Source organism: Streptomyces sp. NPDC020747 (genome assembly GCF_044334695.1).
Lineage (GTDB): Bacteria > Actinomycetota > Actinomycetes > Streptomycetales > Streptomycetaceae > Streptomyces.
In genome coordinates this window covers 238,523-259,934 of record NZ_JBIRTJ010000005.1, presented here as the reverse complement: position 1 = coordinate 259,934, position 21,412 = coordinate 238,523, and the positions used below count along the sequence as shown (strand labels likewise).

The window sequence follows — 21,412 nt, the reverse complement described above, 5'->3', positions numbered from 1 at the left end:
CGCTGGGCGATCTCTGCGTCTATGAGCACCAGGGGGCGCGGCCACGGGGCGCGCGCACAGAACGTAAATTGGGCCAGGTCATTGCGGCCGGTAAGCAGGAGGGGGAGGGATCGGATGTTGCGGACCGATGCACCGAGCACCGAGGCGGCACCACGATCCCGCCTCCGCTGGTGGACCGAGCTGCCCCTGATCCTGCTGGTGTACGGGGCGTACTCGGCGGGCCGGCTCCTCGCGCGCGGGGACGTGACCAGCGCCGTCGACCACGGTCTGGCGATCCTGCGCGTCGAGAAGTTCTTCTTCCTCAACGCCGAGCACCCGCTGAACCGTCTCTTCACCCGCGAGCCCTGGATCGGCATACCGGCCGACTTCTGGTACGCGTCGCTGCACTACCTGGTCACGCCGGCCGTCCTGGTCTGGCTCTTCCGGTCCCGTGCCGTGCGCTACAGAGCGGCCAGGACCTGGCTGATGACGTCCACGTTCATCGGTCTGATCGGTTTCACGCTGCTGCCGACCTGCCCGCCGCGGCTGCTGTCCGCGAGCCACGGGTTCGTCGACACCATGGCCCAGTACAGCGACTACGGCTGGTGGGGCGGCGAGGCGAGCGCGCCGCGCGGGCTCGGCGGCATGACGAACCAGTACGCGGCGATGCCGAGCCTGCACTGCGGCTGGGCGCTGTGGTGCGGTGTGCTGCTCTGGATGTACGGCGGCACGCGGCTCACGAAGGTCGCGGCGGTCCTGTACCCGTTGATCACCACGATCGTGGTGATGGGCACCGCCAACCACTACTTCCTCGACGCGGTCGCGGGCTTCGTCGTGATGGGCATCGGGTTCCTGCTGACCCGGCCGGTGCTGCGGCTCGCGGACACGCTCCGGGCGCGGCTGGGGATCCGGCCCTTCGCACCGGGCACCGAGGGTTCCACAGGCGCCTCGTACGGCGCAGGGTCCTCAATTGTCAGTGCGGGGTGCCAGACTTCGCCGGGTGAGCGAATTCCCCGACAGCGCAAGGTCCCAGCCGTCCCGGGTACCGCCGAGCCGGGAGCCCCTGCGGGAGCCGAACCGGGAGCGAGTCCCCCCGGCGCGGAGGACGGGGCTCCGGCAGCGGCTCGCTGAGCTGCGCGGCCCCGAGGTCCCGCCGCAGCCGCTCGACGCGCGCGCCCTCGCGGCCCTCGCCGCGAACCCGGGGTGCAAGCGGCGCGCGATCCTCGACGGGGCCGGGGTGAACAAGGCCGTACTGGCGAGCGCGCTCGGCTCGCCTTCGGCCTTCGGGCAGTCGCAGTTCGCGTTCATGCGGGGCAACGCCTTCGAGGCGCGGGTCAAGGCCGACGGCGGCGCGGAGCTGCTGCGGCTCGTGCACGAGAAGCTGGACGCGGGGGCCGAGCCGCCCACCACCGGCACCGTCCCCGACCTGTCCGCCGTCGGCCCCGAGGGCCGTACAGCCCGTACGGCCCTGGCGCTGCGCGAGGCCACCGACGCAGGCGTCTGGACGCTGCTCGACCACCCCCTGCTCGCCCTGGACGTCGCGGGCTCCCCCGCCTTCCTGGAGCCCGACGCGGTCGTCGTGCATCCCGACGGCAGCTGGACCGTCGTCGAGATCAAGTCCTTCCCGATGCTGGACGGTTCGGCGGACGCGGCGAAGGTCGGCGCGGCCGCCCGCCAGGCCGCGGTGTACGTCCTGGCACTGGAGCGGGTGGCGGCCCGGCTCGGCGCGGGACCGGAGGGGCACGCGGGGGACGTAGGAGGCGCGGGGGCAATCCCGCTCACCCCACTCACCACGCTCGCCTCTTCGGACCTCCCCGCAGTCGCCCCGGCGACACCGGCCGAGACCACCGGGACCACCGGGACCACCGGGACCACCGGGACCACCGGGACCACCGGGACACAAAACACGCAGGACGGTGTCCGCACCCGCCGCCCGCCCGAGGTGCGGCACACAGTGCTGCTGGTCTGCCCCAAGGACTTCTCCAACCTCCCCACCGCGTCCGCCGTCGACGTCCGCAAGCAGCGTTCGGTCACCCGTCGCCAGCTGGACCGCCTCACCCGCATCGAGGACATCGCCGACCTGCTCCCCGAGGGCACCTGCTTCTCCCCCGAGCTCCCCACCGCCGACCTGACGGCCGCGGTGGAATCGGTCCCGGCGACCTACGCCCCCGAGTGCCTCTCCGCCTGCGAACTGGCCTTCCACTGCCGCGACCACTCCCGGGCGGAGGGCGCGGTGACGTCACTCGGCCGCTCCCTTCGCGCCGAGTTGGGCGGCCTGACGACAGTCGACGACGTCCTGTCGGCGGCCCGCGGCGAAACCGGCGACCCGAACGACCCGGCGGTTGCCCCTCTGCGCAGAGCGGCAACCTTGCGGGCGGAAGCCCTGGGCGCCGGGGCAAGGCCGGGAGCCGAGCTGCTGGGCAGTGCGGAAGGACCGCGGGCCGAGTCCTCAGGACGGGCGGCGTGCTGAAGTCCTCCCGGCCCCGACGCACACCGGGCCACCCCACCCAGACGGCAGAGCCCCGCCCCGAAAGGGGCGCGGGGAACTGCGCGAGCACCCCCCACCGCCCCGCACGTACAACACCGCACCCCGCGGAGCGCCCCGCAGCCAGAACACAACCCGCACATACGACACCGCACCACTCGGCCCGCCCCTCCCGGGAGGCAGCCCCATGTCGCTGATCACCACCCTCGCCCGCCTGGAAGCCGTGGACACCGGCCGAGCCCAGCCCCTGGCCACCACCCGCCACCGGCACCTCTCCGAGCACCCCCTCGTCTTCGTACCGCTGACCACCGCGGGAGAAGCCGGGGCCCCGCTGGGGGCGCTGGTCGGCACGGACCGCGAGACCCCCCGCCTCCTGGTCGTTCCGCAGCCCCGCGACCGCGACCTCCGCTTCGCGTTCCTCGCCGAGCTGGCGGACATCGTCCTGCCGTACATCGACGCGTACGCGGACGACGTCGAGCCGGCCGAGCGCAACGAGACCGACCCGGAGACCGGCAAGCGGGTCAAGGTCGAGGTCGAACTGTGCGCGGACGCACCGCAGTTGATCGTCCCGAGCCGGTCGGGCATCGACTTCGTCCGGCTGCTCGGCCGCTCCATGCGCTTCCGCCGCACCGCCGAGCAGGACCCGGAGACACCGCACCCGGCACCCCCGCGCGTACCGCTGCTCGGCCGATGGCTGACGCACTACGGCGAGCGGTCCCGCGTACCCGGATCCTCGCTCCTCCTCGCGCTCACCGACGTCCTGTCCCGGCACTGGGCGACCGGGCAGTCCAGCCTGGAGGACCAGCACCTCGCGGCGCTGCTCGCCTGGATCGACCCGCCGCGGGGCGAGTCCGGGGCCGAGGCCGCGCTGCGGGCCGAGCTGCGGCGGGACGGCAAGGGACAGCTCCTCTGCCCGCCGGCCGGGCCCGCCACCGACCCGGCGTTCGACAACAAACTGCTCGCCCCCGCCATCGAGCAGTACGACCGCGCGCGTACGGCACTCGCGGCCGCCGAGGACGGCATCGAGGCGGACGACCGACTCGGTGAACTCACCGCCGCCGAGCGGCAGATCCGCGACCTCGTGGAGAGCCGCACCCGCCCCACCTGGGACGCGGTGTGGCACGGCCTCGACCTCCTGCGAGCCCTCCCCGAGGGCGCCCACGCGGCCGACCGGTGGACCCGGGACCGCTGGTCGTTCACCGGCCATCGGGACCGGGTCCTGGCCGGCGAGCCCCCACAGCCGCGCCGCGACGACGCGGTCACGGCGGCGAACAAACTCGCCACGCGCGAGCGCGAACAGGCCCGTCTGGACGCCCAGGAGGCCCTCGACGACCCGCTCGTCATGGCCGGCCGACGGCTCGCGGGCGAGGCCTTCGCGGGCGAGGTCACGGATGTCGTGATGGCGTACAGCGAGGGCAAGCGCCCCAGCCCGCGCCCCCTCGTGACCGTCCGCACCGACGACCGACCGCACTTCGGCGAGCGAGCCAAGGTCTACCGGTCGCTCGGCGGCAAGGCGCAGGCGGCCGAGTTCGTCGAGTACGTCCGTCCGTACGAGGGCGAGGACGAGGGCGGAGGCGAGGACAAGGGCGACCACAGCGACGACAGTCACGGCGACACCCTCGGCTCCCTGGTCGTGCTGCGCGTGGTCGACAAGATGGGCCGCGGCAAGGAGCCCGAGACCGGATCCGTACCGGAGAAGGGCGACCTCGTCTGCTTCACGCTCTTCGAGCACGAGCAGCGGGGCGGTGCGAAGCTGCCCGACCCGGAGGACACGCCGTGGACGCACGGCGGGCCGCCCGGCGAGACCGATGCCGCCGCCCCGCGACTAGAGGTGCAGCCCGACGCCGTGACCGAAGAGGACGTCCTGTGACCACCGTGTTCGATCCGGGCGCCGAGGCCGCCCGCGCCACCGACGCGATCCTGCGCGACACCCTGCACGGGACGTCCCGCGGGGTCGTGGTCGACTCCCCGCCCGGCGCCGGCAAGTCCACGCTCGTCGTACGTGCCGCGCTCGAACTGGCCGACGCGGGGCGCCCGTTGATGGTCATCGCGCAGACGAACGCGCAGGTCGACGACCTGGTGCTGCGGCTCGCCGAGAAGAACCCCGAACTGCCCGTCGGCCGACTGCACAGCAGCGACGCGGACCCGTACGACAAGGCGCTCGACGACCTGCCGAACGTCCGCAAGTCCGCGAAGGCCGGGGACCTCGCCGGGCTCGACGTCGTCATCTCGACGGCCGCGAAGTGGGCGCACGTCAAGGGTGTCGAGCCGTGGCGGCACGCGATCGTCGACGAGGCGTACCAGATGCGGTCGGACGCGCTGCTGGCCGTGGCCGGGCTGTTCGAGCGGGCGCTCTTCGTGGGCGACCCGGGCCAGCTGGACCCGTTCGCGATCGTCGGCAGCGAGCAGTGGGCAGGGCTGTCGTACGACCCCTCGGCCTCCGCCGTCACGACGCTCCTCGCCCACAACCCGGAGCTGCCGCAGCACCGCCTCCCCGTGTCCTGGCGGCTGCCGGCGTCGGCGGCGCCGCTGGTCTCGGACGCGTTCTACCCCTTCACGCCGTTCCGCAGCGGCACGGGGCACGGCGACCGCCGCCTCGCGTTCGCCGTCCCGTCGGACGGTTCGGGCCCCGACCGGGTCATCGACGAGGCGGCGGAATCGGGCTGGGGCCTGCTGGAGCTGCCCGCCCGGAACACCCCGCGCACGGACCCGGAGGCGATCCGGGCACTGGCCCAGGTCGTACGCCGCCTCCTGGACCGGGGCGGCGCGGCGACCTCGGAGCGCTCTTCGGACCCGGCCCCGCTGACGGCCGACCGCATCGCCGTCGGCACCGCACACCGCGACCAGGCGGCGGCCGTCCGATCGGCCCTGGCGGAGCTGGGCGTCACGGACGTGACCGTGGACACGGCGAACCGCCTCCAGGGCCGCGAGTACGACGTGACGGTCGTCCTGCACCCCCTGTCGGGCCGCCCGGACGCGACGGCCTTCCACCTCGAAACGGGCCGCCTGTGCGTCCTGGCCTCCCGCCACCGCCACGCCTGCATCGTCGTCTGCCGCGCGGGCGTCACCGACCTCCTCGACGACCACCCGTCCACGGAACCGGTCCAGCTCGGCGTCACGGTGAAGTTCCCCGACGGCTGGGAGGCGAACCACGCCGTGCTGTCCCATCTGGCGGAGCACCGGGTGGCATGGGAGTCGTGATCGGCCCGCCCCGGGCACCTGGACAACAGGCGCCCGGCTCGACTCCGCCCCGCTCCGCCGGACGGAGTCCGGCACGCCGCCGAAGGCGGCCGATGGATACAGCCCCGACGGCTGGGAGGCGAACCACGCGGTGCTGTCCCATCTGGCGGAGCACCGGGTGGCATGGGAGTCGTGAGGGAGCGCGAAGGGTAGGAGAAAGCGTGCATCAGGGCCGGTCAGCCGTGCCCCGAGGCACTCTTGCGCAGTCAAGGGACAATGGACGGTGGCCCCTCACACACGGGCGGGCCGACCACCGTACGAGGAGGAGAAGTCATGGCGGAGCCCACGCCGCGTCGGAACGAGCCGCGGCTTCGCCCCGCGCCGCTGCTCTTCGAGCCCGCGGAGGCTGCTGCCGATCCCGAGCACTTCTTCGACCTGGAGTCGATAGAGGATCCCTCGGCGCTGCTGGACCGGGCCACGGAGCTGGCCCTCGCGTTCCGCGCGGCCACCGACCGGGCGGTCGAGTTCCAGGCGATGGCCGCCGCGCAGCTCGCCGATCCCCGCCGGTTCGACCGGCTGACGCCCGCGCAGATCGCCGAACGGGCCGAGTGGACCGAGGACTACGCGAAGAAGATGGTCGAGTTCGGCCGCGAACTGCTGCGCGGCGCGGACGCCGAGGGGTACGCCGACCCGGTCTGAGCGCCGACGTCGAGGGAAGCGCCAGCGAGCGCCCGGCGGCACGCCGGTCACACGTCGGCGGCGCGCAAGGACTCGGTATCGCACGGAAAGGCAACACGCAGGCACCGCACGCAGGCACGGCACGCAAGCACGGCACTCAAGCACCGCGCGCAGACAGGCCAGCCGGACACGACACGCTGACACGGCGCGCAGGCGGGGCGCCCAGGCCGGCCCGCCAGCCCCGCCGCCGAACCCACCGCTCAAGCCGTACGGGCAACCGGATCCCGGACACCCGTGCGTCGCTCGCGCGTCAGCGGTGCATCCAAGCCACTCTCAGCCGAAAACAACCGGTGGCATATGCCAGGCGGGCAAGATACCCCACCCCGCACCTCCCTGTCCCCCATTCCCGCAACCCTCGGGGACAGGCCGTTCACCCCCGGTAGCTCTAGACGACATGAGCAGCGATCGGAACCCGGCAGGCACCGCCCCCGACAGCCCCGGCTCAGGCCGCGGTCCCGAACCCGCCCCCACCCCCGCCCCCGGCTCGAACGCGGGCCACGCCACGGGCCCCGGCCCCGTCGAACCGCTCCCCGACCGGTTCGACGTGTCGGGGGTCACCGCCGAGGGCGCCGCCTGGCTCGCCTCGACAGGAACGTACCCGCGCGGCACGCTCGCCCACTGGGAGGACCGGCCCACCGCGCCGGTCGTCCTGTCCTGCGGCTCTGCCTTCGATGTCGTCAACGCGCCCGCGATCTTCGGCCGCCGCATGCTGGACCGGCTGTGGGACGAGGGCCCGGGATCGGGCCCCGTGGCCACCTACCGGGGCCGGATGCTGCTGTTCGCCGCGCCGGGCACCGCACAGCGGCTGCCCGCACTCCTGGAGTGGGAGGAGTGGGGCTCGGGCGGCGCCTCGGACCGGACCCGGACCGTCCCACCCCTCCTCTGCCACGGCACCGGAGACGCGGTGACGGTCCCGCCCCCCGCCGCGACCGCCCCGGCCGCGACCCGCATCGGCGACTCCCGTCCCCCCGCGGAATCCCGCTGGCTGGTCGCTCCCGACACCCGTCACCCCTGGCTGCCGACCCCGGCGATCCTGCTCTGGGCGGCGATACGAGCGGCCCGGTCAGGGGCCCGCCGACCCATCCCCGAGCCCTCCCCCGGACCCTCTCCCGAGCCCCGGATATCGATTTTTCCTCCCGCCGATCAGGATGCTAAGGTCTACGACGTCAGCAAGCGCCGCTAGCTCAGTTGGTTAGAGCAGCTGACTCTTAATCAGCGGGTCCGGGGTTCGAGTCCCTGGCGGCGCACAGACAGTGAGAAGCCCTTCGCGAGAGCGAGGGGCTTTTCGCATGCCGACATGCCGCCCGCACCCCGGCGGCCGACCGGGCGTGGACCCCGCCCAGGAGGTCAACGCCCGGTGGAGATCGTCACCGTCCACGCCCCCGAGGCCGTCCGGCCCTCCACCTCGACGCGGATGTTCTCGCCCGGCACGGTGAAACTCTCCCCGAGCCCGACCGGCGCGTCGGCGAGCGGCGGATAGACCGAGTCGTACCAGCAGTCCGCGGACGAGGGGTGCGCGTCGACGACCTCGATCGGGCCGCCGCCGGACTGCGTCCCGCCGCGCACACGGTAGACGAGCACTCCCTGTGAGCAGACCGCCGTGTCGTTGCCGACCGGCCCGCGCGCCTCGAAGGCGACCGCTGAGTCCCGCCCGGTCCGCACCACCGCCAGTTTCGTCCCGTTCCCGGACCCGAATCCGACGCCTTCCGACTCCGGCCCGGCACCGGAAGCACCGGGAAGACCCGCCCTCCCGAAGTCCTCCGAACCCGCCGCGGCCACCCCGGGCCCCGCCCCCAGAGACTCCAGCGTGAGCCGTGTACCCCGTCCGCCCGCGCCCCGCACACACGCCACCTGGCGTGTTTCCAGCCACCCGAGTTTCCACTTGTGCCAGCCGAACAGGTCGGGCGCCAGGCCGAACTGGCTGCCCATGAGGTCCCAGTCGCCGACGTACGTGTCCCAGTCGCCCTTGCCGTCGGCGGGGCGGTGGTAGAGGTCGGGCAGGTCGAAGACGTGCCCGGTCTCGTGGGCCAGGACCAGCCGGTCCGGCGGATGCTTCTCGAAGACCGTGACGACCCGTCGGATGTCCTTCCCGTCGGCCCGCAGCGGCGTGTCCATGTTCACCACCTTCGTCGCGTCCGAGTCCACGCCGGGCGCGTCCGGGTCGGCGACGAAGTAGACGATGTCGTAGCGGGAGAAGTCGACCTGGTCGTCCGCCGCGGCGAGGGCGTCGCGCAGATACGCCGAGCGCGCCGCCGCGTTCCAGTCGCGCTGTATGGCGTACGAGGTGGAGGCCCGCGGCATCCGGATCCACTCGGTGAGCGGGTGCGGGCGGAGCTGGAACCTGCCGTACGAGGCCCGTTCGAAGAAGCGGCTGGTGGCGGGGAAGTAGTCGGCCGTCAGTTCGTCCGGCGTGGTCAGCGGGTCGGCGTCCGGGAAGGAGAGGAAGACCATCACCGCGTCGAGGCGGCTGGTGGGGCGCGGATAGGCGGCGTTCCAGGTGTCCACGCCCTCCGAGTGGTGCGCCTCGGTGCGCTTGAGGGCGCACGGCATGGAGAGCGGCACGGCGACCGAGGGGCCCGTCACGAGGGAGGTGGCGGCGAGGGCGGTCATGGAGGTGAACACGGCCGCGGGCGCGTGCCACCACCGCTCCCGCCAGGTCTGCCCCCACCATGCCGGTACACGCCGGCCCGTACCGCGTCGGCCAGGACCGGGCCACCCCGGACCGGGCCGGCCGAGGCCTCGCCAACGGGGTCGAACCCCGCCACGGGTGAGCCCCTTGAGGGGGAGCAGACGCGGCACGTCGACCTCCGGATGCGGAATTCGGGATACCGCACCCAGCCTGTGCCGGTTTGATCACTTAAGCCCTGTTTATCTGAACCAAAGGAGTGAGAGGGCCGACATCCGACCGAGAACATCGGGGAGCGCCAGGGGGGCGCCAGGACGCGGCGACACCCCGAGCACTCACGGAACGTCACAAGTGATCGACCAGGGAAGGAACCCGTCCAGCTGCGGGCAGAAACGATCTGTCAGAGAGGGGGGTTCATCCGGGACACTGGACAGTAGCTGGAAGGCCCTACGGCCAACCTCTATGATCGGCACACTTTCCTGCGCGGACACGGCTAGAGCGGCCGTCCACCACCGGCCGACCCCCGACGAGACCTGTACGACGAACGAGTGCACAGCGGGAGCGAACGGTGAGCGGAATGTCCGATGGGCCGGCGCCCGCGGTAGACCTCGTCCGGCCGGCCGTCACAGAGAGTCACATCGCGGCCTCTCGTCGCGTCGGGACCCCTCCTCACGAGGAACGGGTCCCACGCGTCGAATCCCTGGTCGCACCCCCTCTGAACCTCTCGGCGGGACTCCCCGCCGAGCTACCGGCCGGGCTTCCGGCCGACTTCCTCGCCGGATTCCCGTCCGCTCTGTCGGCGGGACTTCCGGCCCGGCTCTCCGCCGGTCCCCCGGCCGGCCTCGCGCCGCGCCCCGGGATCGACTTCGACGCCGACGCCCACCCCCACACGGGCATCGATCCCCGTGCCGACGCCCATGCCCGCTCTCATCCCGGTGGCGGCTCCGGAACCCGTGCCGGTACCGACATCGAGGCCGGCACACGTACATTCCGCGCCACTTTCGCCGCCGCTCCCCTCGCGATGGCCGTCGTGGACCGGGAAGGCCTGGTCGTCACGGCCAACGACACCCTCGGCGCGCTCCTCGGTGCGGGTCCGGAAGGGCTCACCGGCCGGATCGCCGCCGACCTGGTGGACCTCGCCTCGGACGCCCGTACGTGGCACGCGTACCGCGAGGTGCTCCGCGGGCGCCAGGCCAGGCTGCGCTGCACCCGACGTCTCAAACACCCCGACGGCCACTCCCTCTGGGCCCAGGTGACGGTCAGTCCGCTGCCCGAGGAGGAGCGCGCGGTGCTGCTCTCGGTCTCCGACATCAGCGCCCGCCGCGAACTCCAGGCCCGGCTGCGCCACTTGCAGATGCACGACCCGGTGACCCGGCTGCCCAACCGCACCCTGTTCTTCGAGCGGCTCTCGGCCGCGCTGGAGGCTGAGGCGTACGAGGAGTCCGGCACCGGCCGGATCGGGCTCTGCTATCTGGACCTCGACGGGTTCAAGGCGGTCAACGACACGCTCGGCCACCGCGTCGGCGACCGGCTGCTCGCGGCCGTCGCCGAGCGGCTGACGCGCTGCGCGAACGAGCTGGGGTACGCGCGGGCGGCCACCCCGCTGGTCGCCCGGCTCGGCGGCGACGAGTTCGCCCTGCTGGTCGAGGACTCCACGGGTACGGAGCAGCTCGCGGACCTCGCCGACTCCGTACTGAAGTCCTTGCAGGTGCCGTTCGACCTGTCCGGGCAGCGGCTCTCGGTGTCGGCCTCGATCGGTGTCGTCGAACGGCACGCGGCCGGCACCACCGCGACCGGTCTGATGCAGGCCGCCGACACGACGCTGTACTGGGCGAAGGCCGACGGCAAGTCCCGCTGGACGCTGTTCGACCCGGAGCGCAACGCCCACCGGATGACCCGCCAGGCCCTCTCCTCCACGCTCCGACCGGCCATCGAGAAGGGCGAGTTCGCGCTGGAGTACCAGCCGCTCGTGTGCATGGAGGACGGCGGGGTGCGCGGGGTCGAGGCGCTGGTGCGATGGAACCATCCTCAGTTCGGCACACTGACGCCGAATCGGTTCATCGGACTTGCCGAGGAAGACGGTTCGATCGTGCAGCTGGGCCGCTGGGTGCTGGCCACCGCCTGCCGGCAGGCGCGTCGCTGGCAGCTGGACCACCCGGACGCGGAACCGATCTTCGTCAGCGTGAACGTGGCGGTGCGCCAGGTCTGGGACTCCGACCTGGTGGCGGACGTGGCGGCGACCCTCGCGGAGACCGGACTCGCCCCGCACCTGCTCCAGCTGGAGCTCACCGAGTCCGCGGTGATGGGCTCGGCGGGCCGCCCGCTGCAGGCCCTCCAGGCGCTGAGCGACATGGGCGTACGCATCGCCATCGACGACTTCGGCACCGGGTACTCGAACCTCGCCTACCTCAGCCGGCTGCCGGTCTCGGTGCTGAAGCTCGACGGATCGTTCGTGCGGGGCTTCCAGTACGAGACCGGCGAGAACGGCGCGGGTCCGGACGCTCGTTCCAACCCGGCGGACGAGGTCATCGTCGAGGCGATGATCCAGCTCGCGCACCGGCTCGGTCTGACGGTCACCGCCGAGTGCGTGGAGACCGCGGGCCAGGCGTCACGGCTGCGGCGTATCGGCTGCGACACCGGCCAGGGGTGGCTCTACTCCCGGCCGGTGGCGCCGGATCGTATCTCCGCGCTGTTGACGGCGGCGGCCTGCTCTCAGGCCTGAGGCGCCCCGGTCTCGGGCTCTCCGGTCTCAGGCTCTCCGGCCGCGGGCAACTGGTAGGCGTCCGCGATCAGTTCGTAGGAGCGCAGGCGTACGTCGCCGCTGTGGGCGTTGGCGGTGAGCATCAACTCGTCGGCGCCGGTGCGCTTCTGGAGGTCGTCGAGGCCGGAGCGGACCTCGTCGGCGGTGCCGTGGATGACGTTCGTGTTCCAGGAGTCGACGAACTCCCGCTCCATCGGGCTGAACTCGTACGCCTCCGCCTCCTCCGGGGTGGGGACCAGACCGGGGCGGCCGGTGCGCAGGCGGACCATGTTGAGCGCGGCGGCCATGACCTGGCGGCGGGCCTCCTTCTCGTCGTCCGTCGCGAGCGTGGAGACGCCGATCAGGGCGTAGGGCGAGTCGAGTACGGCCGACGGCCGGAAGGACTCGCGGTAGAGGTCGAGCGCCGGGACCGTGTTCTGCGCCGAGAAGTGGTGCGCGAAGGCGAAGGGCAGACCGAGGGTGCCCGCGAGCCGGGCGCTGAAGCCGGAGGAGCCGAGCAGCCAGATCGGCGGGCGGTGCGGGGACTGGACCCCGCCGGGGGAGGTCGCCTGGATCGGGCCCGGAACCGCGTGGATGCGGGCGTAGGGGTGGCCGGGCGGGAAGTCGTCGTCCAGGAAGCGGGTGAGCTCCGCGAGCTGCTCGGGGAAGTCGTCGGCGCCCTCGTTGAGCCTGTCCGTGCGGCGGAGGGCCGCGGCTGTGGCGCCGTCCGTGCCGGGGGCGCGGCCGAGGCCCAGGTCGATGCGGCCCGGGGCCATCGCTTCGAGCGTGCCGAACTGCTCCGCGATGACCAGTGGGGCGTGGTTCGGGAGCATCACGCCTCCCGAGCCCAGGCGGATGCGGGTCGTGTGGGCGGCGAGGTGGGCGAGGATCACGGCGGGGGAGGTGGAGGCCACGCCCGGCATGGAGTGGTGTTCGGCCACCCAGTAGCGGTGGAAGCCTCTGCTCTCGGCGAGGCGGGAGAGCTTCACGCTGGTGCGGAGGGCGTCCGTCGCGGTGCGGCCGGCGCCTACCGTGACGAGGTCGAGGACGGAGAGGGGTACCTGGGCGGTGCCCTTCGCCTCCGCCCTGATCTCGTCGGGTTCGCTGGGGGTGTGGTCCGGTGCCGCCACGGGGGTCCTCCTGTTTGGTACGACGCGTTCTCCGCGGTGCCGTAACAGGAGGATGGCTCCGCTTTATTCCTTCGCCCCCGCCGCCCCTTCCCATTCCCGTCACTACTCGGGGGCCAGCCCCCGAACCCCCGCTCCTCAAACGCCGGAGGGGCTGATTTTCAGCCCGTCCGGCGTTTGAGGACGAGCGCGTCAGCGCGATAGCGGGGGTCTGGGGGCGGCAGCCCCCAGGGACGGGACGGGAAGGGGCGGCGGGGGCGAAGAAAACCCGGCCCCGCCAACCCCCTCACGCCTGCACGATCGGCTCCCTCGTGAAGAGCGCCCCTAGTTCGGGGGCGTTCACGCGGCGGTCTGTGAGGCGTAGGGCCTCCCAGACCGTGACCTGGTTGGCGGTGAGGACCGGCTTGCCGAGTTCCTTCTCCAGGGCCGGGATGTGGGAGGCCGTGTGGAGGGCCGTGTCGGGGAGGAGGACTACCTCCGCCTCCGGGTGGTCGCCCGCGCGGGCGAGGGCCAGCACCTCGGACTCGCCCCAGGTGCCCACCTCGGCCGCCGTGATAATTCCGGAACTGCGCACGCCGAGGACGTCCAGACCCGCGTCCGTCAGGAAGTTCCCGAAGAGAACGGCCACGTCGTCGGGGTACGTCGCCGCGATCGCGACCCGCTTCGCGCCCAGCTCCCGTACGGCGTGGGCGAAGGCGAAGGACGTCGACGAGGCCGGCAGCCCCGCCGTCGTGGCGAGCGTGCGGACCTGATCGTGGGCGCCCTCCCAGCCGTAGACGAAACTGCCGCTCGTGCAGGCCCAGACCACCGCCTCGGCACCGGCCAGGCGCAGGTCCTCGATCCCGGCGGCGAGGCGGGCCGCCGAGCCCATCTCCAGCAGCGCGTCCACGCGATGGGCGTCCTCACCGATGTCGGTGTGGACGACCTGGAGGCGGATGTCGCTGCCGAGGAGCTGCTCGATGCGCGGGTAGTCGTCCTCGGCCGAGTGGCCCGGGTAGAGGAATCCGAGAGCCGTCATGCCCAACCTTCCTGTTCTTCCGGTAGCGCTGGTTCCGCCGGTAGCACGGGCGGTACGGGCCGCACTCGCGCCGACTCGTCGATCAGCGCCTGATACGGCCCTACCGCCCGGGTACCCAGGTGACGCAGCGCGGCCCACATCGTCACCTGGTTGGCCGAGATCACCGGGATGCGCAGCTCTGCCTCCAGCTGCGGGATGACGTCGTACGTCGGGAGATTCGTACAGCTGATGAAGAGGGCGTCCGCATGGCCGCGTACCGCGTCGCGCGCCATGTCGACCACGCTGCGGTACGGGACCTTCCAGATGTGCCTGGTCAGGCCCATGTAGGCGCGGCCGGTGACCGTGATGCCCGCCTCGGCGAGGTACTCCTCCAGGGACTGGGTCACGGAGACGGTGTACGGCGTGACGAGCGCGATCCGGCGTGCGCCCAGCTCCTCCAGTGCCTCCAGGAGGGCGCCGGACGTGGTCACGGAGGGGATCTCGCCGGCCCGGGTCATGGCCTCGCACATCGCGCGCTCGCCCGGGATGCCGCCGACGAAGCTGCCGGACGTACAGGCGTACGCGATGATCTCCGGCCCGACGGCGTTCAGCGCGCGCACCGCGTCGCCGAGTGTCTCGTGCTCGCTGACCAGTCGGGCCAGGTCGAGACTGACCTCCACGGGCACGAACGGGGTACGGGTGAGGTGGAGTGAGACCTCGTCGGGGACCCAGCGCCACAGTTCACGGTCGAGAGCGAAATCGAAGGGAGCGACGACGCCGACACCCCTTTGAGGGTGTGGTCCACCAAGGAAGGAGACGTCCATGAGCAGCCCCAACTCAGGTCGAACGAGCGGTGGTGACCGGCCCGGGGGCCGGGGGGACACAAGCCGGCGCATGCCGGGACGTCGGGACAGGGGAACGGACGGGACTCCGGGATTCCCACGGAAACTAGCCCTTGTTGACGAAGGTAGGTTCCGGTGCGAGCGTGGTCAATCCGCGCATCTGAGACGGCTGTGCGCCCCCGGCCCGACGGCCGGTCCCAGACGGTTCGGCCGATGTCCCGCAAGCACTTCAGAGCCCGGCGTCCAGCGTCCAGACACCAGAGAAGCGGACCCTCGTTGCGAAATGGTTTCCCCCCGATGACCTCTGCCACGCCCCCGAACCTGGCCGAAAAGACCACCCTCCTGGTGCTCGACACCGACCCGCCGCCCCGGCTCGGCCGGCTGACCGGCCGGGTGCGGGTCGAGCACGCCGACGAGTCGTCGCTGGCCGCGCTCCTGCCCACCGCCGACGTCCTGCTGGTCTGGGACTTCGCCTCGCACGCCGTGCGCCGGGCCTGGCCGGGCGAGGGCCCGCGACCGCGCTGGGTGCACACGGCGAGCGCGGGCGTGGACCACCTGATGTGCCCCGAACTCGCCGTGTCCGACACGCTGGTGACCAACGCGCGCGGCGTCTTCGACCAGCCGATCGCGGAGTACGTGGCCGCGCTCGTCCTCGCCATGGCCAAGGATCTGCCCCGCACCTGGGACCTGCAGCGGACCCGGGAGTGGCGGCACCGCGAGTCGCAGCGGATCGCCGGCACGCGCGCGTGCGTGGTCGGTTCCGGGCCGATCGGGCGCGCGATCGAGCGGACGCTGAAGGCCCTGGGCATCACGACGGCGCTCGTGGGGCGCACACAGCGCGAGGGGGTGCACGGCCCGGAGGAGCTCGACCGGCTGATCGCCCGCGCCGACTGGGTGGTGTCCGCGGCGCCCCTCACCGAGGACACGTACGGGATGTTCGACGCGCGGCGTTTTGGACTGATGCAGCCGTCGGCACGCTTCGTGAACGTCGGACGCGGGCAGCTTGTGATCGAGGAAGCGCTGGCCGAGGCTCTCGCGAGCCGCTGGATCGCGGGGGCGGCGCTCGACGTCTTCGAGCACGAACCGCTGGGCCCCGACAGCCCGCTGTGGGAGGCCCCGGGCCTCATCGTGTCGCCGCACATGAGCGGGGACACGGTGGGCTGGCGGGACGAACTCGGTGCGCAGTTCGTGGAGTTGTACGAGCTCTGGGAGACGGGAGAGCCGCTGCCGAACGTCGTCGACAAGCAGCGTGGATACGTACCTGGCCACTGAAGCACGTCCACTGAGGCACGTTGGAGGGGCGGATGACCGAGCTCACCGAGCTGACCGCTGTACGACTCGTCGAGGGATACCGCAAGGGCGAATTCAGCCCCGTGGACGTGGTGCGGGCCGCGCTGCGCAGGGCCGAGGAGGTCCAGCCCGCGGTGAACGCGTTCGTACGCGTCGAGGGGGACGAGGCCCTCGCGCAGGCCCGGGAGTCGGCCGAGCGGTGGCGCCGCGGCGAGCCGGCCGGGCTGGTCGACGGGGTGCCGGTCTCGGTGAAGGACATCCTGCTGATGCGCGGCGGGCCGACCCTGAAGGGGTCCAAGACGATCTCCCCGGAGGGGCGCTGGGACGAGGACGCGCCCTCCGTCGCCCGGCTGCGTGAGCACGGTGCCGTGTTCGTCGGCCGGACCACGACACCCGAGTTCGGCTGGAAGGGCGTCACGGACTCACCCCAGGCGGGCGTGACGCGGAACCCGTACGACCTCTCGCGCACCTCGGGCGGGTCCAGCGGCGGCGGCGCGGCGGCCGTGGCGCTGGGCGCGGGCCCGCTGGCGCTGGGCACGGACGGGGGCGGCAGCGTCCGTATCCCCGGCGCCTTCTGCGGGATCTTCGCACTGAAGGCGACGTACGGGAGGGTGCCGCTGTATCCCGCGAGCGCGTTCGGCACGCTGGCGCACGTCGGGCCGATGACACGGGACGCGGCGGACGCGGCCCTGATGATGGACGTCATCAGCGGCCCGGACCCACGCGACTGGTCGCAGCTCGGCCCGGTGAACGGCTCCTTCGTGGACGGACTGGCCGGCGGTGTGCGGGGACTGCGCGTCGCGTACTCGCCCTCCCTCGGCGGCCAGGTCGCCGTGCAGCCCGGGGTCGCCGCGGCGGTGCGGCGCGGCGTGGAGGGGCTCGCGTCCCTCGGGGCGTACGTCGAGGAGGCCGACCCCGACTTCACGGATCCCGTCGAGGCGTTCCACACGCTCTGGTTCGGCGGCGCGGCGCGCGTCACCCAACGGCTCGGCCCCGACCAGCGGAAACTGCTGGACCCGGGGCTGCGGGAGATCTGCGAGGCGGGGGCCCGGTCCAGCGCGCTCGACTACCTCGCGGCGGTGGACGTACGGATGGAACTCGGCCGGCGGATGGGCCTCTTCCACGAGAAGTACGACGTCCTGGTCACTCCGACGATCCCGATCACCGCCTTCGAGGCGGGCGCGGAGGTCCCCCGCGGCTCGGGCCACCGGCGGTGGACGGGGTGGACGCCGTTCACGTACCCGTTCAACATGACGCAGCAGCCCGCGGCGACGGTCCCGGTGGGCACGGACGGGGCCGGCCTCCCGGTCGGCCTTCAGATCGTGGGCGCGCGCCACCAGGACGCGCTGGTCCTGCGGACGGCGCACGCGTTGTACGAGGCGGGGGTCGCGGGGATCGCCCCACCCTCGCGTTAGCGCCCCTAAAAGCAAAAGATTGCGCAGTTCCCCGCGCCCCTGAAAGGGGCGCGGGGAACTGCGCAATCGGGCCTCACCGGCCCGCAGCCGTGCAGCCGCTACGCCCGGGAGAAGCTCAGCGTCTCCCCCAGCGCTCCCGCACGCCAGAGGTCGTTGCACGCCTCCGCCATCGCGTCGAGCCCCTCCACCACCTGCCCCCACACAATCCCGGGCACCCACCCCACATCCCCGTTGAGCAGCAGATTGTTGCGCTCGTAGAACAGGGCGAGGTCGATCACCGGCGTACCGGCCTGGACGCCGGAGGCACCCCCGTATCCGTACGCCTGCGTACCCAGCTGCGTACCGGAGAAGGAGAAATAGCAGAGGTCGCCCGGAATGGGCGTGACGGTCGGGTTCTCCAGCGGCGGCTCGGCCGGTGCGAACGCCGGGAACAGGGCGTAGATCTCGTTGCGGGCGTACTTCGCGTGATACACGTCACTGCTCAGCGGCAGTGCGTTCCACACCGCCTCGCAGGTGATCGGCGCACGGTCGTCGAGGAGCTTGGCAGTGCAGTGGACTCCGCGCTTGGACAGGGACACGTCGATGTAGCGGTCGGTCATGATTTCCATGGTCCACCCCGGGTCAAGAGGGCCCTCCGCAAACGGGGCGCGAACAGATCCGCATAACTCGCATCGTCCCGGGTAGCCGCGCGCCCATGGCTCCACCACTTGGGAACGACGCGAAGGAAGCTTCCGCGGAAGAGAAGAACCGCGACAGACACAGCGCGAGCCGCCGGTCACTGCTGGCCGGCGTCGCGGCGTTCGGTGCGCTCGGCGCGGCCGGATGCAGCCGCGTGGCCACGGCGTCCGGCAAGGACGGCGGTGATCTCCTGGACCGCCTGAAGGCCCAGGGCGTCGTACGCCTCGGCATCGCCGGCGAGATCCCTTTCGGCTACATCGACAAGAACGGCAAGCTGACCGGCGAGGCACCGGAACTCGCGCGGGTCATCTTCAAACGGCTGGGGGTGGACAGCGTCCAGCCCGTGCCCACGGAGTTCGGCTCGCTCATTCCCGGTCTGAGCTCCCAGCAGTTCGACGTCGTGGCCGCCGGCATGTACATCAACGCCGAGCGCTGCGAGCAGGTGATCTTCTCCGACCCCGACTACCAGATGCTCGACGCGTTCATCGTGCGCAAGGGCAATCCGAAGAACCTGCACGACTACAAGGACGTCGTGGAGTCGAAGGCGAAGTTCGCGACCGGAACCGGCTACGCGGAGATCCAGTACGCGGTCGACGCCGGGTACAAGGAGAGCGACATCCTGATCGTCCCGGACCAGGTCGCTGGTCTGAACGCCGTCGAGGCGGGCCGTGTCGACGTCTTCGCGGGTACGGCGCTGACCACCCGCGAGGTCGTCAAGAAGTCCCGAAAGACGGAGTCGACCAAGCCGTTCGCGCCCCTCGTGGACGGCAAGCCGCACGTCGACGGCGGTGGTTTCGCGTTCCGTCCGACGGAGACCGGCCTGCGGGACGCCTTCAACGTGGAGCTCAGGAAGCTGAAGGAGAGCGGTGAGCTGTTCCGGATCCTCCAGCCCTTCGGTTTCACCAAGAACGAGATGACCGATATGACCGCGAAGGAGTTGTGCGGCGGATGACATCGGGACTCTGGGAACTCGTACTGAAGGGGATCTGGGTCACGGTCCAGCTGCTGGTGTTCAGCGCACTGCTGGCCGCGGCCGTCTCCTTCGTGGTGGGCATCGCGCGCACCCACCGGCTGTGGATAGTCCGCTTCCTCGCGGGCTTCTACACCGAGGTGTTCCGCGGCACCTCCGCGCTGATCATGATCTTCTGGGTGTTCTTCGTGCTGCCGCCGGCCTTCGGCTGGCAGCTGGTCCCCATGTGGGCGGGCACCCTCGCACTGGGTCTCACCTACGGGGCGTACGGCTCCGAGATCGTGCGCGGCGCCCTGAACTCCGTCGACCCGGCGCAGCGTGAGGGCGGGATCGCGCTCAGCTTCTCGCCGTGGCAGCGGCTACGGCTGATCCTGCTTCCGCAGGCGGTGCCGGAGATGATCCCGCCCTTCTCCAACCTGCTGATCGAGCTGCTCAAGGGCACCGCCCTGGTGTCCGTGATGGGCATGGGCGACCTGGCGTTCAGCGGCAACCTGGTGCGGCTCGCGCTGCAGGAGAGCGCGGAGATCTACACGTACATCCTGCTGATCTACTTCGTGATCGCCTTCCTGCTCACGCGGATCATGCGCGGTCTGGAGAAGAAGCTGAAGGCCGGGCTCGGCAGAGTGCCCGAGGGCGGCGGGAAACTTCCCGCGCCCCGCCCGGAGACCACGGCCGTCGGTGCCGAAGCGGCAGGGGGTCGCTGATGAAATGGGACTGGAGTGCCGTCGGCGACTTCATGCCGCACTTCTGGGACGGACTGCTGGTCACCCTGCAGGCCCTGGTGCTCGGCTCGCTGATCTCCTTCGCCCTCGGACTGGTGTGGGCGCTGCTGATGCGCACGCCGAGCCGCTGGGTGCGCTGGCCGGTGGGGGTCGTCACGGAGTTCATCCGGAACACCCCGCTGCTGGTGCAGCTGTTCTTCCTCTTCTACGTGCTGCCCGAGTGGAACATCACGTTCTCCGCGATGACCACCGGTGTCGTCGCGATCGGGCTGCACTACTCGACGTACACGATGCAGGTCTACCGGGCCGGTATCGAGGGCGTGCCGGCCGGCCAGTGGGAAGCGGCCACGGCACTGAACCTGCCCATGACCCGGACGTGGACCGCGGTGATCCTGCCGCAGGCGATCCGCCGGGTGGTGCCCGCGCTGGGCAACTACGTCATCTCGATGCTCAAGGACACGCCGTTGCTGATGGCGATCACCGTCCTCGACATGCTCGGCGAGGCGCGGCTGTTCTCGCAGCAGAACTTCCAGTTCACCGAGCCGCTGACGGTCATCGGCGTGGCCTTCATCCTCATTTCCTATCCCGCTTCCCTCCTCATGCGAGCCCTGGAGCGACGTCTTGTCCGCTGACACCCCTTTGATGAAAGAGCCCGACGCCAACTCCGACGCCAACCCGGCGACGGACGGCAGCGAGCTGATCCGCTTCGACAAGGTCACCAAGCGCTTCGGGGACAACGTGGTCCTCGACGAGCTGGACTTCTCGGTCGCCTCCGGCAAGCACGTCACGCTGATCGGCCCGTCCGGCTCCGGCAAGACGACGATCCTGCGGCTGCTGATGACCCTGGCCAGGCCCGACGAGGGCACGATCAAGGTCAACGGCGACTACCTCACCCACGAGGAGAAGAACGGCAAGCTGGTTCCGGCCGGCGAGAAGCACATCCGCGAGGTCCGCAAGAACATCGGGATGGTCTTCCAGCAGTTCAACCTCTTCCCCAACATGAAGGTGCTGCGCAACATCACGGAGGCGCCGGTCACCGTGCTCGGCCTGTCCAAGGACGCGGCCGAGGAGCGGGGCCGGGAGCTGCTCGAACTGGTCGGGCTGACCGAGCACGTCGACAAGTACCCGAGCCAGCTCTCCGGCGGCCAGCAGCAGCGGGTCGCGATCGCGCGCGCCCTGGCGATGCGGCCGCAGGTCCTGCTCCTCGACGAGGTGACCTCCGCGCTCGACCCCGAGCTGGTCGCGGGCGTCCTCGACGTGCTCAGGGACATCGCCCGCACCACCGACATCACGATGCTCTGCGTGACCCACGAGATGAACTTCGCCCGGGACATCTCCGACCAGGTGCTGATGTTCGACTCGGGGCGCGTCCTGGAGTCCGGTCCGCCGGAGAAGATCTTCGGCGACCCGGAGCACGAGCGGACGCGGGAATTCCTCGGCGCGGTGCTGTAGTCCGCCGCGGTCCTTCGGGAGCGTCACCGCCGGTCTTCAGGAAGTGAAGGACGGCAGGGTTCCGAGGCCGCGCCGATGGGGCATGACTTTGGCATATGCCAGAAGGATGCCCCGCTGTTGAGGGGACTGGAACGCGCCACCAATCTCGCCAACACCCCCTCCCCGTAAGCC

General features: G+C 71.6%; 18 protein-coding genes and 1 tRNA gene. 14 read left to right on the top strand and 5 right to left on the bottom strand.

Annotated elements, in window-relative coordinates; all coding sequences use genetic code 11:
- The first annotated feature begins 114 nt into the window (after positions 1 to 114).
- The 7 genes from ACH4YP_RS16345 to ACH4YP_RS16315 all read left to right on the top strand — a co-directional run bounded on the left by ACH4YP_RS16345 (position 115) and on the right by ACH4YP_RS16315 (position 7,629).
- Entirely contained in the window at positions 115 to 1,110 is a 996-nt protein-coding gene (locus tag ACH4YP_RS16345) for a phosphatase PAP2 family protein (RefSeq protein WP_361059769.1), read from the top strand.
- Positions 1,043 to 2,449, top strand: coding sequence for a hypothetical protein (locus ACH4YP_RS16340; protein ID WP_398491075.1), 1,407 nt, complete (start codon positions 1,043 to 1,045; stop codon positions 2,447 to 2,449). Before ACH4YP_RS16345 ends, ACH4YP_RS16340 begins: the two co-directional genes overlap by 68 nt.
- 202 nt (positions 2,450 to 2,651) lie before the next feature.
- Positions 2,652 to 4,334 carry a hypothetical protein gene (locus tag ACH4YP_RS16335; RefSeq protein ID WP_398490942.1) on the top strand — a complete coding sequence of 561 codons (1,683 nt, stop codon included), beginning with the start codon at positions 2,652 to 2,654 and terminating at the stop codon, positions 4,332 to 4,334.
- Positions 4,331 to 5,665 carry an AAA domain-containing protein gene (locus ACH4YP_RS16330; RefSeq protein WP_361059775.1) on the top strand — a complete coding sequence of 445 codons (1,335 nt, stop codon included), beginning with the start codon at positions 4,331 to 4,333 and terminating at the stop codon, positions 5,663 to 5,665. The genes ACH4YP_RS16335 and ACH4YP_RS16330 overlap by 4 nt, the downstream gene beginning before the upstream one ends.
- Positions 5,666 to 5,977: 312 nt before the next feature.
- Complete coding sequence (locus ACH4YP_RS16325) at positions 5,978 to 6,343, top strand: hypothetical protein (RefSeq protein ID WP_361059778.1); 366 nt, start codon at positions 5,978 to 5,980, stop codon at positions 6,341 to 6,343.
- 433 nt (positions 6,344 to 6,776) lie between these two features.
- Entirely contained in the window at positions 6,777 to 7,565 is a 789-nt protein-coding gene (locus ACH4YP_RS16320) for a hypothetical protein (RefSeq protein WP_398490941.1), read from the top strand.
- A tRNA-Lys gene (locus ACH4YP_RS16315) sits at positions 7,556 to 7,629 on the top strand. Before ACH4YP_RS16320 ends, ACH4YP_RS16315 begins: the two co-directional genes overlap by 10 nt.
- Positions 7,630 to 7,729: 100 nt before the next feature.
- On the opposite strand, the gene ACH4YP_RS16310 is transcribed toward ACH4YP_RS16315, so the two are convergent.
- A complete protein-coding gene (locus ACH4YP_RS16310; protein WP_398490940.1) occupies positions 7,730 to 9,181 on the bottom strand; it encodes a M6 family metalloprotease domain-containing protein in 1,452 nt (483 codons plus the stop codon).
- Between the two features lie 404 nt (positions 9,182 to 9,585).
- On the opposite strand from ACH4YP_RS16310, the gene ACH4YP_RS16305 reads away from it, so the two are divergent.
- The gene (locus ACH4YP_RS16305; protein ID WP_361059787.1) at positions 9,586 to 11,730 is read left to right on the top strand and encodes an EAL domain-containing protein; all 2,145 of its coding nucleotides are present in this window, start codon (positions 9,586 to 9,588) and stop codon (positions 11,728 to 11,730) included.
- Here the strand turns inward: ACH4YP_RS16305 and ACH4YP_RS16300 are convergent.
- From ACH4YP_RS16300 to ACH4YP_RS16290, 3 genes are all read right to left on the bottom strand, one after another.
- Positions 11,721 to 12,878, bottom strand: a complete 1,158-nt coding sequence (locus ACH4YP_RS16300) for an LLM class flavin-dependent oxidoreductase (RefSeq protein WP_361059790.1) — start codon at positions 12,876 to 12,878, stop codon at positions 11,721 to 11,723. The two genes, ACH4YP_RS16305 and ACH4YP_RS16300, sit on opposite strands and share 10 nt — an antisense overlap.
- A 283-nt stretch (positions 12,879 to 13,161) precedes the next feature.
- Complete coding sequence (locus tag ACH4YP_RS16295; RefSeq protein WP_361055745.1) at positions 13,162 to 13,893, bottom strand: decarboxylase; 732 nt, start codon at positions 13,891 to 13,893, stop codon at positions 13,162 to 13,164.
- Positions 13,890 to 14,696, bottom strand: a complete 807-nt coding sequence (locus ACH4YP_RS16290) for an aspartate/glutamate racemase family protein (RefSeq protein WP_398490939.1) — start codon at positions 14,694 to 14,696, stop codon at positions 13,890 to 13,892. Before ACH4YP_RS16290 ends, ACH4YP_RS16295 begins: the two co-directional genes overlap by 4 nt.
- Positions 14,697 to 15,011: 315 nt before the next feature.
- On the opposite strand from ACH4YP_RS16290, the gene ACH4YP_RS16285 reads away from it, so the two are divergent.
- Positions 15,012 to 15,986, top strand: coding sequence for a D-2-hydroxyacid dehydrogenase (locus ACH4YP_RS16285; RefSeq protein ID WP_398490938.1), 975 nt, complete (start codon positions 15,012 to 15,014; stop codon positions 15,984 to 15,986).
- A 32-nt stretch (positions 15,987 to 16,018) separates the two neighbouring features.
- Positions 16,019 to 17,419 (top strand): amidase, encoded by a 1,401-nt coding sequence (locus ACH4YP_RS16280; RefSeq protein WP_398490937.1) that lies wholly within the window; start codon positions 16,019 to 16,021, stop codon positions 17,417 to 17,419.
- A gap of 98 nt (positions 17,420 to 17,517) precedes the next feature.
- Here the strand turns inward: ACH4YP_RS16280 and ACH4YP_RS16275 are convergent, their stop codons facing one another.
- Positions 17,518 to 18,018 (bottom strand): DUF3830 family protein, encoded by a 501-nt coding sequence (locus tag ACH4YP_RS16275; RefSeq protein WP_055615649.1) that lies wholly within the window; start codon positions 18,016 to 18,018, stop codon positions 17,518 to 17,520.
- Positions 18,019 to 18,113: 95 nt separating this feature from the next.
- Here ACH4YP_RS16275 and ehuB point away from each other — a divergent pair, with 95 nt between their 5' ends.
- The 4 genes from ehuB to ehuA are packed head-to-tail and all read left to right on the top strand — an operon-like array spanning position 18,114 to position 21,241.
- On the top strand, positions 18,114 to 19,049 hold the full coding sequence (gene ehuB / locus ACH4YP_RS16270) for an ectoine/hydroxyectoine ABC transporter substrate-binding protein EhuB (RefSeq protein ID WP_398490936.1): 936 nt from the start codon (positions 18,114 to 18,116) through the stop codon (positions 19,047 to 19,049).
- A complete protein-coding gene (ehuC, locus tag ACH4YP_RS16265; protein ID WP_398490935.1) occupies positions 19,046 to 19,771 on the top strand; it encodes an ectoine/hydroxyectoine ABC transporter permease subunit EhuC in 726 nt (241 codons plus the stop codon). Before ehuB ends, ehuC begins: the two co-directional genes overlap by 4 nt.
- Positions 19,771 to 20,421: an ectoine/hydroxyectoine ABC transporter permease subunit EhuD gene (ehuD, locus tag ACH4YP_RS16260; protein ID WP_055615646.1), complete on the top strand. Its 651-nt coding sequence runs from the start codon at positions 19,771 to 19,773 to the stop codon at positions 20,419 to 20,421. Before ehuC ends, ehuD begins: the two co-directional genes overlap by 1 nt.
- Before the next feature lie 10 nt (positions 20,422 to 20,431).
- Positions 20,432 to 21,241: an ectoine/hydroxyectoine ABC transporter ATP-binding protein EhuA gene (gene ehuA / locus ACH4YP_RS16255; protein ID WP_361055734.1), complete on the top strand. Its 810-nt coding sequence runs from the start codon at positions 20,432 to 20,434 to the stop codon at positions 21,239 to 21,241.
- Positions 21,242 to 21,412: the final 171 nt, after the last annotated feature.